Genomic DNA, 17,278 nt, shown 5'->3' on the forward strand with positions numbered 1-17,278 from the left:
TGAATTCGGTTCATTCATCCGCGTCGCCAGGCATGAAAACGTCCCAGCCAGACCAAGGCAGTTTGCGGCGCATGGGCGCGTTTCCAGTTCCCGGCGGCGTATTTGGCCGCTTCGCTCCAGGTCGGGTAGGGATGGACGGTGCCGAGGATGCGTTCGAGTCCGAGTCCGTGCTTCATGGCCAGGGTGAACTCGGCCAGCAGCTCGCCGGCATGCTCGCCGACGATGCAGGCACCAAGGATGCGGTCCTTGCCGGGTGGAGTGAGCACCTTCACGAAGCCGTGGCCAGCACTCTCGGTGATGGCGCGGTCGAGGTCGTGAAGCTCGTAACGAGTGACCTCGTAGGCGATGCCTCGGGCCTGGGCCTGACGCTCGGTCAAGCCGACCTGAGCGACCTCCGGGTCGGTGAAGGTGACACGCGGGATCACGCGATTGTCGACCTTGAAGCGCTTGATCCCAAGGAACAGGCCATTGACAGCGGCGGACCAGGCTTGATGCGCGGCCACATGAGTGAACTGATGAGGGCCGACCACGTCGCCGCAGGCCAGGATGTTGGGATAGCGGGTCTGCAAATAGGCGTTGGTCTCGATCGTGCCGGCGGCGGTCAGCGGGATGCCCAGCGCCTCCAGCCCGAAGCCGGTCACCCGCGCGCGTCGCCCGATCGCGCAGAGCAGCAGATCGAAGGGGAGCGCGTCCTCGGCGCCGTTGGTGCGCTCATCCAGCTGCGCGCCCAACGGATGCACGCTCGGCCAGGAGGTGACCACCAGGCGCTGCTCCCCGTCCACGACCTCGCAGCGCAGGGTCCGGGTATGGGTCAGCAGGCGCACGCCCTCCTCGCGCAAGGCCGCCTCGATCAGCGCGATGGTGTCGGCGTCTTCCTTGGGCAGGATGCCGGAGCGCGCGACCTGGGTCACCCGGCAGCCGATCCCGGCGAACGCCTGAGCGAGCTCGCAACCGATCGGCCCGCCACCGAGGACGAGGAGCCGCTCCGGCTTCTCGGTGATCGACCAGAGATCCTCGGAGGTGACGTGGCGCACCCGATCGAGCCCGGGGATGTCGGGGACAATCGGCGCGGCACCGGTAGCGATCACGATGGCGCGACTGGTCAGCGTCCGCGCACCCGTCGGCGTATCGATCGCGACGCTCCAGGGCGAGACGAGCCGGGCCTGACCCTGGATGACCTCGACGCCCAGTGCGGTGTAGCGCTCCACCGAATCGTGGGGCTCCACCTCGGCGATGACCCGATGCACCCGCCCCATGATCCGCGCGAAGTCGACCTCGGCGCTCGCACCGACGACGCCCAGGCGCTCGGCCCGACGGACTTGGCGGAGGAAGCGCGCGCTGCGGATCAGCGCCTTGGAGGGGACGCAGCCGGTGTTGAGACAGTCCCCGCCCATCCGCTGGCCCTCGATCAGCGTGACTTTCGCCTTCACCGCCGCGGCGAGATAGGCACTCACCAGACCACCCGAGCCGGCACCGATCACCACCAGGTTGCGATCGAAGCGACGGGGTCTCGGCCAGTCGGCATAAACCCGGCGCGCCTTGATCCGGTTGACCACCCATTTGGCCAATAGCGGAAAGACGCCAAGCAGGGCAAACGAACCGAGCAGGGCGGGGGAGAGAATGCTCGATAGGCTATCGAGCCTTGCCAATTGGGTGCCCGCGTTCACGAACACGAGAGTGGCGGCGAGCATACCGATCTGGCTCACCCAGTAAAAGGTGAACGTCTTGATCGGGGTCAAACCCATCAACAGGTTAATCACGAAAAAGGGAAAGATCGGCACCAGTCGCAGGGTGAAGAGGTAGAAGGCTCCGTCCTTCTCGATGCCCTGGTTGAGCGTGGCCAGACGTGCGCTGAAGCGTCGTTGCACCGCATCGCGTAGCAAAAAGCGCGAGACCAGAAACGCTAGGGTCGCGCCGATGCTGGAGGCAAATGACACGACCAGGGTGCCGACGCCCAACCCGAAGAGGGCGCCGGCGGCAAGCGTCATGATGGTGGCCCCGGGCAGCGACAATGCAGTGACCGCGACATAGCCGACGAAGAAGACGCCGATCACCAGTGCGGGACGCGCGGCGTACCAGGCGTCAAACGTCGCCTGGCTTGCCTTCAGTGCATCGAGTGTCAAGGACTGATCTAGATCAAAGGCAAAAAAAGCCCCGACGGCAACCAGGATCAGGACAAGCAGGGCGAGTTGTTTCATGGTTGTTCCTTGAATGGAGGTTGCGGTGTGGGGACGTGAGTCGTGCTGAGGCTGGCTTCGCGCGGACATGGTGACCCGATTGCCCAGCCCCGCTCGGAACCAGGGGTTTGCCGCAGCTGCATATTGAGTGGGTCAGCAGGCGTTGGCGACGCCAGTTTGGTCATGCGGCTCGACTGAGCTGACCGGGGCGGGACCACTTGACTCAGGATCATACCCTGCCGAATAGTGATCACGATGATCGTGAGTTTGTGTTGCGAAACCGGGGAGATCGAGGTTGATATCATGCACAGCGGCGAACGACTCCTGCCTACAATGGAGCCGATCTCAGCGATGAGGCATCCCCCATCACTGCCCCTCCTATGGACGTTGCTCCTGCTGCTCCTGAGCAGCGGCTGCACTGGGGTGCCGGAGAGCATCGAGCCGGTGCGGGGCTTCGATGTGGAGCGCTACCTCGGAACCTGGCACGAGATCGCTCGTCTGGATCACCGCTTCGAACGTGGACTGGAGCAGGTGACCGCGACCTACAGCCCGCGTGAAGATGCTGGAATCACGGTTCTCAACCGGGGTTTTGATCCTGCTCAAGAGGTTTGGAAGAGCGCCGAGGGGCGTGCCTACTTTCGCTCCTCACCGGACATCGCGAGCCTCAAGGTGAGTTTTTTTGGTCCCTTCTACGGTGGCTACCACATCTTTGCGCTGGATCCCGAATACCGTTGGGCGATGATCTCGGGGCCGACCCGAAACTATTTCTGGATTCTGGCCCGGCAACCGCAATTGCCTTCTGAACTTTTAGGGGATCTGATCGAGCAAGCACGGGCAGCCGGCTTCGCGACGGATGATCTCATCTTTCCGCCACCGAGCGTTGCACCGGAGCAGTCTATAGCAACTCGGGATGAGACATGACGGTGGATCCGAGGAGACATGTTTGGAACGCTGTCGTGTCTGGGAACCTGCAACAGTCCTTTCGGACACTCATGAGCTCCAAACACGAGGGTGTGCGAGTGGTTCCCGGCTCGTCTCTCGAACGTTGCCCTGTTGATCACGGCGGTGTGCTGAAGGGACATCGGAGCAATGCGTTGGGATTCTGCTAAAGTCGTGTGAACCCCGATCGAGACAGGGCATCAGGATACCGACACTCGGATGGCCATTACCGTCGTTGCAGAGAAACCGAGTGTCGCGCGCGACTTGGCTCGGGTACTGGGAGCGCGTCGTAAGGCTGACGGGTTCTTGGAAGGCAATGGCTATCGGGTGACGTGGGCGATTGGGCACCTGGTCCATTATGCCGAGCCCGATGAGTACGGCGCGGTTGCGGGCGTGAATTGGGCAGGGCGGTGGGTCCTCGGTCAACTACCGATGATTCCGGACGCCTGGAAGCTCAAAACGACGCAGCAGACCGCCAGTCAGTTTAAGGTCGTCAAGGCGCTGATCACGGCGCCCGATACCGAACGTGTGGTCTGCGCGACGGACGCTGGCCGTGAGGGTGAGCACATCTTTCGACTCATCTACCAACACGCCCGTTGCAACAAGCCGTTCGACCGACTCTGGATCTCCAGCCTGACCGACGAGGCGATTCGCGAGGGCTTTCGCGCGCTGCGCCCGGGCCGCGCCTACGATCATCTCGCCGATGCGGCGCGTGCCCGTGCCCAGGCCGATTGGCTGATCGGTATGAACCTGACCCGTGCCTACACGCTACACAATCGGGTGCTGTGCACGATCGGACGGGTGCAGACCCCAACCCTGGCGATGATCGTTGCTCGCGATCAGGCGATCGCGAGCTTCACCAAAGCATTGTTCTACGAGTTGGTCGCGCATCTGCGCACATCGGATGCGGCGCGCTTCGACGCCCGTTATCTCCACGACGGCGAGACCCGCATCGAGAAGAAGGAGGAGGCCGAACGGCTGCACCGCGAGCTGAGCTCCCATCGCACGGGGCGGGTCGCGAAGGTCGAGAAGAAGATCCGCACCGTCCGCCCACCGCCACTCTACGACCTCACCAATCTGCAGCGCGATGCCAATCGGCGGTTTGGTTTTACCGCAGCGCAGGTGTTGGAGCACGCCCAGGCGCTCTACGAGACCCACAAGCTCATCAGCTATCCGCGCACCGAGAGCCGCCACATCGCCGAGGACATGCTGCCCGAGCTGCCGGGTATCTTGAAGGGTCTGCAACATCCGCTCGCCGCCGAGGCGTTGGACCGGCTCCAGGGCGGTCACCGGCTGGGCAAGGCGTACGTGGACCGCACGAAGCTGACGGACCATCATGCCATCCTGCCGACCGGCAAGACCCCCTCTCTCGATCTGCCGCCAGCGCTAAGGAAGATCTACGACTTGGTGGTCACGCGCTTCGTCGCCGTATTTCTGCCCGACCAGCGCATCGAGGAGACGCGCGTGGAGATCACGATTGGGGATGCGACCTTCCTCGCGCGTGGCGCGGTGGTGCTTGAGCCCGGCTGGAAGCGGGCGGAAGCCGCGGGACGTGCGCAGCGCCAAGGCGAGCCGGAAACCGCCGCAGCTCCCGAGCCCGATCAGGGCGATACCGCCGATGCGACCAGCGATTCAGGCGTCCTGCCGCCCCTAGTGCAGGGACAGGAGCTGGCCGTCGACAGCCTGGAGGTGCAGGAAAAGGAGACACAACCGCCACGTCACTATGATGATTCGACCCTCCTGGCTGCTATGAAGAACGCCGGTCGCGAGATTGAGGATGATGCCCTCGCGGCCGCGATGAAGCAATCTGGTCTGGGCACACCGGCCACGCGCGCCGAGATCATCGAAAAACTGATCCGCACCCGTTATGTCGAACGCCGGCGCAAGCAGTTGCTCGCGACCACGAAAGGGATCGCCCTGATCGGTCTGGTCGCCCCGGCGCTGCGCAGCCCGGAGCTGACGGCCGGGTGGGAGCAAAGGCTGAAAGACATCGAGCATGGCGAGCTGCCGGTCGAGGTCTTCGATCGCGAGATCGTCGCCTTCCTGCGCGAGCTGGTGCCGCGGATCGCTCAAGGCCCGGCGATGTCGCCCGAGCAGGTGGTGGTCGAGCGCGCCGAGCGCCCGGTGCGAAAGGGCGGGACAACCGGGAGGGCAGGGGGCACGCGCAAGGCCAGGCGGACGAGCCGGGTCAGCGACGCGGCAGAATCGAACGCATCCCAGGCAGCCAGTCTCGGCGCCTGTCCGATCTGTCACGAGGGTGAGGTGACCGAGAACGCTCGCGCCTACGGATGCAGCCGCTATCGCGAGGGCTGCGGCTTTACCATCTGGAAGCGGGTCGCCGGTTTGACGCTGACGCAAGATCAGGTCAGCCGACTGATTGCGCAGGGTCACCTGCCGCGTCTGGAGGGCTTCACCTCGAAGGCGGGTAAGCCCTTCGCCGCCGGGCTGCGACTGGATGCAGCCGGGAAAGTGGTCTTCGATTTCGAGGCCACGCCAACCGATGCCGGGTCGGCGGAGTCAACCAGTGAGGGCGGGCAGGGGGCTCGCAAGGCTACTGGATCTCGTCGTGGCAGATCGATGGCCTCGGTCACACCGGAGCAAGCGAAAGGCCGCCGTGCGCCGCCCCCCTCCATTCGCGACCAACCCCCCGTTTGCCCGAAATGCGGCCAAGGCAAGATCATCGAAGGCCGACGCGGTTTCGGTTGCAACCGATTTCGTGAGGGCTGCGACTTCGTGGTCTGGAAAACCTACAAGGGTCTGGAACTGGAGGAGGCCGACATCCGCGAGCTGATTGAGCACGGGAGGACTCGGCTGATTGCCACTTATGGGGGTGCGAAGGGTCCCTTGCGACTGTGGCTCGATAGCGGGTATCTGGTCGTGGTCGATTCGACCGAGGATGCTTCTGACGCGCCTTGAGCATTGCCATGACGCCGATGGGCTCTCAGCCCCGGTCAACTGGTCATCCGGCCCGTCGCCAGTCGGCTCTCCAACTGATCAAGCGGGACGTTCAGTGTACCCACCAGATGCCCTTGGGCAAACTCCTGCGGCGGACAAACGTCGATGACCGTTACCAGCTCGTCCGTCGGGATCGGCTCCAGTGCATCGCGCTGTTTGAGGTAGCTTGCGAGCAGAACGCATCGCGGTGACCGATCATCCGATCGGCGACCTGTTGAACAGCAGCAATCTCATCGGGTAGGCATCGGAACCTGTAGGACCAGCGTCTCCGGGGCGAGGCAGATGGCGTCGCTGCAGGCCTGCAGACGCAGCTCGAAGGGTAGCCAGGCGCCCGCAGCCCGGTGCTTTGAGGTTGGCTGAAGCGTCGCGTCGATCCGAACCCGGCCCTGATAGACCGCGAGCGGCTCACGTTGGAAGCCGAGTCGGAGGAGCTCCGGGGGCGGATAGGTGGGTGCGGCCATCCGCCAGTCCATGCGGTCTCCGGGCATGCGCAGGGTCGTTCCAATGAGTGCATCCTGCAGCGGTCGATGGGCATTGATGTGCCAGCCCGATCGCAGGGTCAGATCGATCACCAGGTTCGCGCCAGCGTCGTCACCGGGGCTGCTCTGGTCGCTGTTTCGGGCGCTGATGCGGGTAACGGCGCGCACGGCCCCTCGTGCCGCGTATTGCACCTGTCCGGTATCGCCGTGGCGCATCAGATTCAGCGCCGTCAGCAACGATGGGAACGTGCTCGGCACCTGTGCGACCCGGCTTGATGTGCTCGCCAACAGGGAGTTCGCGCGCCGCTCGTACTCCAACTCATCGGTGCGCCGGGTCAGCGTCGCGAGCAGTTGCAGGGTCGCTGAGGTGGCGGACGGCATGACCCCATCGGTGATGTCCTGCGGGCGTGCAATCAGTGGTATCTCTGCGGTAGCCTCGCCCATGAACAGAGCGCCGGTGTTCTCATCGGTAAAGCGCTCCCACAGCGCATCGGCCATCTCGCGGGCCCGCGTTAACCAGCGTTGCTCACCGGTGACGTCATAGAGCGCAATCATGGCCTGCCCGAGAAAGGCGTAGTCTTCGAGCAGTCCCGGTTGTGCCGTGCGTCCGTTGAGATAAACGCGGTTGATCCGACCCGGTGCCGGACGCTGCTCTGTCCAGAGTAGCTCCGCGGCGCGTTCAGCAGCGCTCAGGTAACGGGGCTCGTGCAAGGTCTCGGTGGCCTCGGCGAGTGCGATGATCATCATGCCGTTCCAGGCGGTGAGGATCTTCTCGTCGCGATGCGGATGCGGGCGCCCCTCGCGGTGCCGATAGAGGCGCTCATTGATGGCGTCTAGGCGCTGCCACAGCTCGATCGGGGACAGGCCGTGGGCGGCGGCAAACGACTCCGGCGCAATCGGTAGATGCAGGATGTTTCGCCCCTCGAAGTTACCCGCTTCGGTCACCCCGTAGAGGGCGATGACGAGTTCCGCGTCCACGGGCGAGAGCACGGACCTCAGCTCGTCCGGTGTCCAGAGGAAGAACAGACCTTCCTCGCCCTCGCTGTCGGCATCGGTGGCGGAGTAGAAGCCGCCCGCCGGGGAGGTCAGATCACGCAGCACGAAATCCAGCGTGCGCCGGGCTACGCGTGCCAGTTCGGGGTCGCCAGTCAGACGCCAGCCGGCCAGGTACAGGCGCGCGAGCTGCGCCTGGTCGTAGAGCATCTTCTCGAAGTGGGGCACCAGCCAGTCGTTATCGATCGCGTAGCGATGAAAGCCGCCGCCAACTTGATCATGAATTCCGCCGCGCGCCATGCTCTGCAAGGTGAAGACGGCCGCCGTCAGCGCGGCGTGATCGTCGCGGCGCAGCGCGTGATCGAGCAACAGCGCGAGCCGCGGCTGATGCGGAAACTTCGGGGCGTTGCCGAACCCGCCCTGCAGCTCGTCATGCTGCTCGAGCAGATTTGTGACGGCCTGATCGACGATCCCATCTCCGAGCTCAGCGGCTTGTGCGTCAATGGCAAGCTTGTCGGCGAGGGCCGCGGCGATCTCGGAGACCCGGATGCGGAGCTGTTCTGGCTGCTCTTGCCACAGGGTCTTGACCTGTTCCAGCAGCGCGCTGAAATCGTCTGGGGGAAAGTAGGTTCCGGCGACGATGGTTTCGCCCTGTGGCGTGAGGATGTTCGACAGGGGCCAACCGCCGCTGCCGGTGAGCAGCCGCACCGCATTCTGATACAGATGATCGATATCGGGGCGGACTTCCCGATCGACCTTGATCGCCACGAAATGGGTGTTCAGCAGCTCCGCGATGGCGCTGTCCTCGAAGCTCTCGCGCTCCATCACATGACACCAGTGGCAGGTCGAGTAACCGATGGAGAGGAACACCGGCTTGTTCTCGCGGCGGGCGTGCTCGAACGCCTCCGGCCCCCAGGCATACCAGTCGACCGGATTGTGCGCATGCTGGAGCAGGTAGGGCGACTCTTCCAGGATCAGGCGGTTGGTGTAGCGAGGCCGGCCATCGGGGAGCAGGTGCTCGGTGCGCGGGCGGTAATCCGGTCCCATGGCCGCGAGCGCCGCCGCCAGACGGTATTGCAGCTCGGGCGGGTCGGTTGGCGAGACGTCAGCTGCCGCCTGCGCGTCGTCGCGGTCCTCGGCACCGACGCCGCCGCCCTGCGCGATGGTCAGACAGAGCAGCAGGCAAAGAGCGACGCGTCGGCGGTTCATACTACCTCGACAGCTCCATCTTATCGTAGACCTCGGCCAGCGACAGCTCGGCCTCGACGACGCGCAACGGGATGGATTCCGACGGATCCTGGTCGCTGCTCTTCATTCCAGGTCGCCGAACAGGAGGTTTAAGTCGATCTCGATCGCTTCGAACGGTGGGATGCGTACCTTGGCCGACGTCTCGTCCGGGCCTTCGGCCGTGAACACGGTACGGTATCCGCCGGCATCCAGGGCATAGGCGATCAGCGCCCGGTCCTCGGGTGAGACAATCCAATAGAAGAGAACCCCGGCGCGCTGCAGGCGCAGGAAGTGCGTGACCGTGTCCTTGCGCTCGTGGCCCGGGGAGAGGATCTCGCAGACCCAGTCCGGAAGCAGGGTCATGACGCCGGATGGGCGCTCCGGCAGCCGCTCCTTGCGCCAGCCGGCCAGGTCGTGGCTGGGACAGTGGTGTTCGTTGTAACGGACACTGATCTCGGGGACGATCCACCAACCGCCGGGCTGCCGTTGCATGACAAGCGGGAATGCCTGGCCGATCAGCGCGGTCTGTGCCTGGCCATGCTCGAAACGACTCATCGGCCGCTGCACGATCTCGCCATCAATTAGCTCGACGCGCTCGTCGCCGGGCCAGGTCAGCAGGTCGTCGATGGTGAAAAATCGTTGTGCTTCCATCATCTCTTGCTCGCAAGTCAGTGGGTGATGGTTTTAAGCCGCGCCCGTTGCGGTATGCGTCGTTTGTTGGATGAAATGGGCCGTGCCAGCTCCGACAACCGTCGGAGTTGGCGCAGTATAAAGTATTAAAAAATAATAAATTTTAAACCGCGTCTCCAAACAAGGTTGATGCAATCCTTGATCCCGACACAAAATAAAAAGGACGCATTTCATTGTGGGCCCGGTTTAGAAACAGTATCCAGCTTAGCACGCAGCGGTTCAAAGGCCGGGCCCTGCGGCTCGGCACAGACCGAGTGCATCACTCGATCGAGGACGACGAGACCAACTCCAACTTCGGCTGCAACCTGCCTACCGCTAACCGGATGGCGGCGACGAGACCCTGCTCCTCGGCCTGAAGCTGTTTCATCTGCTGCTGGAGTTGAAGGACGGCATGCAGCTCTCGGGCGTCTGCGAGTGCGCAATGCCGGCGCCGACACGGACCCGGCTGCTGGAGCAACCGCCCGACTTCAGTTTCGGGCAATGAAATATGAGGCGTTAGAAATGAGGTGTTAAACTGCCGCCCAGACTTGGCGGGACGGGACGATCGGTTCCCGGGCAGTCCGGCGGTATGAATTTGCGGCACATCGGTTTACAACGCTGATAGGCGAGCGAAATCCTGCCGTTCCGAACCCGCTTGCTCAAGCCATCGTTGAGGACCTGGAGGTCCGATGTCAGCGTTCTCCAATCTGTTGATCCCGGCAGTACTCTTCTTTGCACTCGGGTTCTTCGCTCGTCTGATCAAGTCCGATCTGCGCTTTCCGCCTGACCTTGCAAAGATCCTCTCGATCTACCTGCTGGTCTCGATCGGATTGCACGGCGGCATGGAACTCGCGAATGCGAACCTTGGGGAGGCTCTCGTTGCGGTCATCTGGGCACTCGTGCTCGGGCTCCTGCTCCCGGTCATCGGTTATGCATTGCTGATCGCGACCCGGCGCGTCGCGCCTCTCGATGCCGCCGCCATCGCTGCGCATTACGGATCAGTCAGTGCCGGCACCTTTCTGACCGCCATTGCCTTTCTGGGTACCCAGGGCGTTGAATATGAGCGTTACCCACTGATCATGCTCGCGGTCATGGAGTCGCCAGCGATCGTGGTTGGTCTCTTGCTTGCCAGTTGGACCCGGCGTCGGGCCGTTGCAGGTGGCTCGTTACGGCCTGCCGATGAAGGTGAACCAGGAAATGGGGGGCTCGGCGAGATCTTGCGCGAGGCCTTCACGAATGGAAGCGTCGTACTCCTGGTTGGCTCGATGCTGATCGGTGCGATCGCCAACCCGAACGCGCTGGAGGCGCTTGATCCCTTCACCGCCGACATCTTCATGGGGATGCTCTGCCTGTTCCTGCTTGAGATGGGCCTGGAGGCTGGACGCCGGTTCGGTGACTTCCGCCGGGTCGGTCTGATCCTGGGTGGGTTCGGGGTGGTGATGCCACTCATTGGGGGCGTGATCGGGCTGCTCGTCGGCCACTTCATGCTCGGCTTCAGCGTGGGCGGTACGACCTTGGTCGCCGTGCTCGGTGCGAGCGCCTCCTACATCGCGGTCCCGCCGGCGATGCGCCTTGCGATCCCCGAGGCCAATCCCTCTCTCTATCTCACGCTGTCGCTGGGTGTGACTTTTCCCTTCAATGTCGTCTTTGGGATCCCAATCTATCACCATCTCGCCGTGCTGTTGGCCGGCTGGACCTAAGCGACGGCGAGGGGCTCGACCACCGCCGTGCGGCCGATCATCCTTTCAAAGCGCGCGCTCGAGGAGCTGAAACTAGATGCACCAACTCGTTCCGCAAAAGCTCGTCACCGTCATCGCCTCCGATGTGCTCGAGGATCGCTTGATCGCCACGGTGCGCAACCGCGGCGCGAGCGGCTACACTCTGGTGCGCGCCCGTGGTGCCGGTTCGGATGGACTCCAGTCCGGCAACCTGGATGCCGACACCAACCTGATGCTGAAGCTCATCCTCCCTCCGGAGCGGGTATCCGGGTTGCTGGATGATCTCGAGATACTGAATCGAAAGGGTTACCACCTAACCGTGTATGTGACCGACGTCTTGGTCATGGGTCATGAGAAGTTCGAGCGCCCGATGGATATCTGACTCGCTAATCTACGATTCTGTCTGTCCGTGGAGGTCAGCGGAGCTCGAGATCACCGCGCAGATGAAATCGGACCTCATGCTGCTCGATCCAAATGATGTTAGGAATGGATGGCTTCGGCGTTTGCTCCCGTCTCCGGCCAATTCACTGATGAAGGTGATGCCGGTGATGAAGCCGCATGTAAGACGGCTCCACCAGGAGCGGGTGGTTGTCCAAACGCAATCGGCCGGGTGCGAACACCCGGCCGATCATTACCGCATCAGACGTTAGATCGTGCTGAATCAGGCGGCTTGCCAGACCTCTGCCGGGGCCTCCTCATGCTCGATCGCTGCTTGACCCGAATCGGTGCGGATCGCGATGCGGCGGGGCTTCATTGCCTCGGGCACCTCGCGCACCAGGTCGATGTGCAGCAACCCGTGGTCGAGCTTCGCACCCACGACCACCATGTGATCGGCGAGCTGGAACTGACGGGTGAAACCGCGCTGCGCAATCCCACGATGCAGATAGCGCACCTCGCCCTCGGACTCACGGCGCTGACCGGTGATGGTGAGCTGGCTATCCTTCACCTCGAGCTCCAGCTCGGCCTCGGTGAAGCCGGCCACGGCCAGGGTGAGGCGGTAGCGATTCTCGTCCGCGGTCTCGATGTTGTAGGGCGGGTAGCCGCTCGGCTCGCTGCGGGCCGCCGTCTCCAGGGCGGAGGTGAGGCGATCGACGCCGATCATGGAGCGGAGCAGTGGCGAGAAGTCGATGTTGGTCATGACATATCCTCCAATGAGCAATATGAATAACGAGTTGGCGTTCTTGCGAACCACCGTTGTCAGCGTTCCCCAGCAGGGCGACCGCTGATGTTATGTAAAGTAAGGCATGGTTAGCACTCTGTCAAGGGGAGTGCTAATTTTTTTTTGAGACCCGGCGCGGATCCGTATCCTTTTTCGCGTTTCGCGCTGGCCTGAGTGCTGACGTCAGCGTGACGGCCAATCTGAAGCCATCAGTCGACTCGATGAGGGGGATCACTGAGCCGGCCAGTAAAATGCCTCGTTGACGGCTCCAGTCGATGGGATCCTGATCGTCCGTGTTTGAGACTGCCCGGCGTGCGTCACACGCAGCTCATAGTCACCCGGGCTGAGACTGGCATAGAACCAGGGTCCCACGGTCACGGTCGTGAGCAGGTTCGGTCCGGTCGCGTCATCAATTTCGACTCGAATGTTCGAGAGATAGGCGCCTGAGCCCGCGACCGCGAACAGTAGCCTCAGATTGTATTGTGACTTCACCGCTTCCATTTGCTCGCGTTCCGAGGCGCCGATCCCCCCACTGAGATGCGGTACCCCGCTTGTGGATTTAGCGGTGAACCGAGTCGATGATCCAGTCTGTGGCATCACCTCCACAACCGGGGAGCGGTGCGGTGCAGGTGCAACGATCGGGGCTGGATCCTCGGTTGGTGGCGATGAGACAGTCGAACCAGGCGGCGGGCCCGGTGGATCAAACAGGGGTGGGCTCGCCATATCCGACTCCATCGGCGGCATCGCCGTCGGAGGCTGGGGCAAAATGGCGCCACCAGGGAGAATGGTCCCGGGCGGGAGGACCATTCCTTCGGGAATCACGGTTCCCGGCTCCAGGTCCACACCGGCAGGTGCGATTGCCCATTCAAACACCGGCTCATCGGCGATGGTTGGCTGCACGCTCAGGACGAGCGCGACCGTGAGCATGAATGCACATCTCTTCATCTGTCTCATCATAGCCCGATGCCTCATAAGAATGGTGATGGCGAGGCTGCCAAGCGTGGCATCCACCGAAGGGGCACCTTACTCAATGGATCGAGTGCGAACAAGCAGGTATCCTGAAAAACGCGTCCGAGTGAGCGAGTCCTCAGCCGCCGCACGAGCGAAGCACAGGGAAAGCCGACGAGATCGGCCTCGCTCAGACCTCAAAACATCTGTACGCAATCGACGATTGACACGACCCCGCGCTGATATACGCGCACTTCTCTCATCCATTATGAGGTTCGATTATGGAATTGTTGGAGGGCGTTATCCGGATCGATTCATTTCTTGCCGTGACGATTGGCATCCTGGTGTTGTTCGTCGGCAAACTACTGAACGATCGAATCGGCTTTCTGCGCGAATTCAGCATCCCTGAGCCGGTGACCGGCGGATTGCTCTTCTCGGTTCTTTTTGGACTCTTCTATTTTGCCTCTGGGCACGCGGTTGAGTTTGAGCTCCGTGCACGCGACATCCTTTTGGTCTACTTCTTCACCACCATCGGCATCAATGCGAGCGCGCGTGATCTACTGGCCGGTGGTCGCCCGCTCCTGATCCTGCTTGCCATCACGATCGCCTTCATGTTCGCGCAGAATCTCACCGGGATCGGGGTGGCCTCGCTCTTCGATCTCTCGGCGGCGGTTGGCGTGGTCGGGGGCAGCATGTCCCTAATCGGTGGGCACGGCACGACGATCGCGTGGGCACCTTCGATCGCCGAGAATTACGGCATCAGCAATGCCATGGAGATCGGCATTGCCAGTGCGACCTTCGGCCTGATCCTCGCCAGCATCATGGGCGGTCCCATCGCGAAGTTCTTGATTACGCGCCACAAGCTGACGCCAGCACCCCAGGCGGTCGAAGAGATTCAAGATGTTGGACTGACCGAAAAGCAACGCAAGGCTGGTGTTGACCACATGGACTTCCTTGGCGCCGTGCTCGCCATCCACATCTGCATCATCATCGGCTACGCCCTGAACAAGGCGATAGCGGAGGCTGGGCTTATGCTGCCGCTCTTCGTGACCTGCCTCTTCGCGGGCATTTTGATCACCAACCTCATACCCAAGAATTTCTCCAAGTGGAGCGGGGTGACCTGGCCAACCCGTACCCCCGCGGTTGCGCTGATTGCCGATATCTCCCTTGGCGCCTTCCTGGCCATGTCCCTGATGAGCATGCAACTCTGGACCTTGATCGATCTGGCCGGCCCCATTTTTACCATTCTGGCGGCTCAGTTCGTCCTGGCAGTGACCGTCACCATCTTTGTCCTGTTCCCGTTGATGGGCAAGAACTACGATGCGGCGGTCATCTCGGCTGGGTTCGGCGGAGTGACACTCGGCTCGACGCCGACGGCCATGGCGAACATGGCCGCGGTCACACAACGTTTCGGTCCTTCGCATCAGGCGTTTATCATCGTGCCATTGGTCTCGGCTTTCTTTATCGACCTGACCAATGCGATGGTGATTCCGTTCTTCCTGCGGACTTTTGCGGGGTAAGCAGGCCGAGTTCGCCCCGGAGGGATCGGTCGATCCCTCCGGGGCTTCTCAATCGGTTAACTAGAGCGGAAGCAGCCAAGGCACCAGAAACACGCTCATGAGCATGACCAAGAGTGTCAGAGGCAGGCCAATGCGAATGAAATCAACAAATGTGTAGTTGCCCGCGGTCGCGACCAAGGTGTTGATGGGCGAGATGGGGGTCATGAAGGCGCTTGATGCCGCGAGTGCAATGATCATGGCAAAGGGGTAGGGGGATGCGCCCAAGGCATCGGCGACGGCGAGGGCAACCGGAATCATCAGGACGGCATTGGCCGTATTCACGATGAAGAGGCCCAGCAGCACCGTGATGGCGAACAAAACGCCGAGCACGACATGGGGTCCGGCTCCGCCGATCCAGGCGACCAAGGCGTTCGCCGCAATCTCGACCCCGCCGGTCCGGTCCAAGGCGAGCGCGAACGGCATCATGCCCACGATCATGACGATACTCCTGAGCTGGATGGAGCGGTACGCCTTGTCTAGATCGATGCAGCGAAATAGCCCCATCATGAGACAGCCGATCAGGGCGGCCTGAACATTCGGGACCAGACCGCTCGCCATCAAGGCAACCACCACCACGAGTGTGAAGACCGCATAGGGCGCGCGCTTGGCTGCCGGCAGGTACTCGTCGAACTCCTTGGGAAGATTGATCACAATGATGTCTCGTGTTTCGTCCTGCAGCCGGCGAATCGTTTTCCAGGGGCCGACCAGGAGCAGGGTATCGCCGATCCTTAGGGTCTCGGCGCGCAGACCGTGCGGTGCATGCGCCTCCGGTCCGCGCCGCATTCCGACCACGGTCAGCTCGGAGGAGACCATCAGCTCTGACTCCGCGATGGTTTTGCCGGTAAAGCGCGACTCGTCGGCGATCATGATCTCCACCATGCCGATGTCCTGCGATCGGTCGACGAAATAGCGGCCCGTGCGCGGCAGGATTTCGACCCCATAGCGCTCGCAGAACTCGTTGACATCGATCCGGTTTTCTTCCAGATCGACGTCGATCAGGAGGATGTCGTGCGCCTGCAGCACGGTTTGCGGCGTGCGCGGGAGCAATTGAAGCGCACGGCCGAGACCGCGTTCGATGAGGATGATCCGCACACCGATCTTTGTCGGTAGATCCAGCTCGCCCAGTGTTTTACCGAGTAAGGGCGAGTCGGGTCGTACCCGCACCCGATACTCGCGATCGGCGAGCCGATAACGCTCGACCCACTGCATCAGCTTCGGGCGCATCCGGGCCGTCGGCGCATCGGGTGTCTTTGGGCGCAGCCAGCGCTGCGTGGCCAGCATATAGAGGGTCGCCATCAGCAGGATCGGTACCCCGAAGGGCGTAAAGGAGAAGAAATTGAACCCATCCTCGCCGGTGCGCACAAGCTCGTAGTTGATCACTAGATTGGGCGAAGTGGCGACCAAGGTCATCATGCCGCTGATGAGTGCCGCATAGGCCATCGGCATCATGAGTTGGCTCGCCGGGATGCGGCGCCGGCTCGCGATCCGCAGCACCACGGGGATGAAGATCGCGACGACCCCGGTTGAACTCATGACCGAGCCCAGAAAACCCACCGAGAGCATCAACAACATCAGGAGCCGCCAGGCACTATTGCCCCCTTGATTGGCCAACCAGTCGCCGATCCCGCGTGCGACCCCGGTGCGGGCCAACGCCTCGCCGATCACGAACATGGCCGCGATCAGGACGATGTTCGGATTGCTGAAACCGGCGAGCGCCTCCTGGATCGAGATCACCCCCGTGAAAGGCAACGACACCATCATGATCAAGGCCACGGCATCCACCCGCGGCTTGTTGAGCGCGAACATTAGGATCGCGGCGCCGAGCATGAGAAGGACAATCAGAAGGTCTTGCGACATGCCGTTTCCTCCGTGGCGCGACGACCCGTGACCAGCCCGGCGCGATGGGTTTCCGCCCGGGGACCCATGCCCCGATCCGAAAAGCGTCTATCCTAGCGGAAACACCTTTGGAACTCGCACGCTCTGGGGCACGCGTATCGAAGGCGATGGATCCGATATGAACCGACCAGCCATCATACGCAGTGTTGACGGTTCCACTTTTGGTGAGGAAACAGCCTGGCGGTGGGTCTCTGTTCACAAGGCTGGCGAGCACCCGATCATACCGGAGGCGGGTGGGCTTCGGTGCCGCGGACCGAAGGTATGCGGTCAGCTCCGTTCCCGGGTCGCAGGCATCCCGCCCTCCACTCGGGGCTCAGGCCCGGATCACGGCGATCGCTCGGCCCTGCGGACTGGTCGCGGTCTGACACGCGGTCCGTTCGGCGATCGATGGTTGATTGGAACGGCGATCGAAGATCACCAGCCAGCCGCTGCCGAGCCCCAGACCGGCCAGATAGCCGTCCAGTTGCACCAGACCCTCGACCAGCGGATCGGCCTCGTGGTCACGCCAGACCTTCAGCTCCATCCCCAAGGTCACCGCGCCATAACGCAAACACAGATC

11 protein-coding genes and 1 pseudogene are annotated in these 17,278 nt (G+C 62.6%); 5 read left to right on the forward strand and 7 right to left on the reverse strand.

All coding sequences use genetic code 11. The features are described 5' to 3' along the window. Positions 1 to 14: 14 nt before the first annotated feature. Complete coding sequence (locus CKO25_RS17635; RefSeq protein ID WP_200389266.1) at positions 15 to 2,198, reverse strand: dihydrolipoyl dehydrogenase family protein; 2,184 nt, start codon at positions 2,196 to 2,198, stop codon at positions 15 to 17. A 330-nt stretch (positions 2,199 to 2,528) separates the two neighbouring features. Between CKO25_RS17635 and CKO25_RS17640 the strand changes: the two genes are divergently transcribed. Together CKO25_RS17640 and CKO25_RS17645 are read left to right on the forward strand one after the other, a co-directional pair. After that, on the forward strand, positions 2,529 to 3,098 hold the full coding sequence (locus CKO25_RS17640; RefSeq protein WP_200389267.1) for a lipocalin family protein: 570 nt from the start codon (positions 2,529 to 2,531) through the stop codon (positions 3,096 to 3,098). 237 nt (positions 3,099 to 3,335) lie between these two features. Further along, positions 3,336 to 6,032 (forward strand): type IA DNA topoisomerase, encoded by a 2,697-nt coding sequence (locus CKO25_RS17645; protein ID WP_200389268.1) that lies wholly within the window; start codon positions 3,336 to 3,338, stop codon positions 6,030 to 6,032. Between the two features lie 269 nt (positions 6,033 to 6,301). Here the strand turns inward: CKO25_RS17645 and CKO25_RS17650 are convergent, their stop codons facing one another. Beyond that, entirely contained in the window at positions 6,302 to 8,752 is a 2,451-nt protein-coding gene (locus CKO25_RS17650) for a thioredoxin domain-containing protein (protein WP_200389269.1), read from the reverse strand. A 102-nt stretch (positions 8,753 to 8,854) separates the two neighbouring features. Continuing rightward, complete coding sequence (locus CKO25_RS17655; RefSeq protein WP_338115167.1) at positions 8,855 to 9,424, reverse strand: Uma2 family endonuclease; 570 nt, start codon at positions 9,422 to 9,424, stop codon at positions 8,855 to 8,857. Between the two features lie 704 nt (positions 9,425 to 10,128). Between CKO25_RS17655 and CKO25_RS17660 the strand changes: the two genes are divergently transcribed. Continuing rightward, positions 10,129 to 11,139, forward strand: a complete 1,011-nt coding sequence (locus CKO25_RS17660; RefSeq protein WP_200389270.1) for a sodium-dependent bicarbonate transport family permease — start codon at positions 10,129 to 10,131, stop codon at positions 11,137 to 11,139. Positions 11,140 to 11,215: 76 nt separating this feature from the next. Further along, positions 11,216 to 11,539: a P-II family nitrogen regulator gene (locus tag CKO25_RS17665; RefSeq protein WP_200389271.1), complete on the forward strand. Its 324-nt coding sequence runs from the start codon at positions 11,216 to 11,218 to the stop codon at positions 11,537 to 11,539. A 279-nt stretch (positions 11,540 to 11,818) separates the two neighbouring features. On the opposite strand, the gene CKO25_RS17670 is transcribed toward CKO25_RS17665, so the two are convergent. Continuing rightward, positions 11,819 to 12,295 carry an Hsp20 family protein gene (locus CKO25_RS17670; RefSeq protein WP_200389272.1) on the reverse strand — a complete coding sequence of 159 codons (477 nt, stop codon included), beginning with the start codon at positions 12,293 to 12,295 and terminating at the stop codon, positions 11,819 to 11,821. Between the two features lie 252 nt (positions 12,296 to 12,547). Next, on the reverse strand, positions 12,548 to 13,261 hold the full coding sequence (locus CKO25_RS17675; protein ID WP_242467708.1) for an LbetaH domain-containing protein: 714 nt from the start codon (positions 13,259 to 13,261) through the stop codon (positions 12,548 to 12,550). Positions 13,262 to 13,545: 284 nt separating this feature from the next. On the opposite strand from CKO25_RS17675, the gene gltS reads away from it, so the two are divergent. Beyond that, positions 13,546 to 14,784 carry a sodium/glutamate symporter gene (gltS, locus tag CKO25_RS17680; protein WP_200389274.1) on the forward strand — a complete coding sequence of 413 codons (1,239 nt, stop codon included), beginning with the start codon at positions 13,546 to 13,548 and terminating at the stop codon, positions 14,782 to 14,784. 60 nt (positions 14,785 to 14,844) lie between these two features. On the opposite strand, the gene CKO25_RS17685 is transcribed toward gltS, so the two are convergent. Together CKO25_RS17685 and CKO25_RS17690 are read right to left on the reverse strand one after the other, a co-directional pair. After that, on the reverse strand, positions 14,845 to 16,680 hold the full coding sequence (locus tag CKO25_RS17685; protein WP_200389275.1) for an SLC13 family permease: 1,836 nt from the start codon (positions 16,678 to 16,680) through the stop codon (positions 14,845 to 14,847). A 352-nt stretch (positions 16,681 to 17,032) separates the two neighbouring features. Then, positions 17,033 to 17,278 (reverse strand): annotated as a pseudogene (locus CKO25_RS17690) (ATP-binding protein); the annotation flags it as partial.

It is taken from the genome of Thiocapsa imhoffii (genome assembly GCF_016583985.1).
In the GTDB taxonomy this organism is placed as follows: Bacteria; Pseudomonadota; Gammaproteobacteria; order Chromatiales; family Chromatiaceae; genus Thiocapsa; species Thiocapsa imhoffii.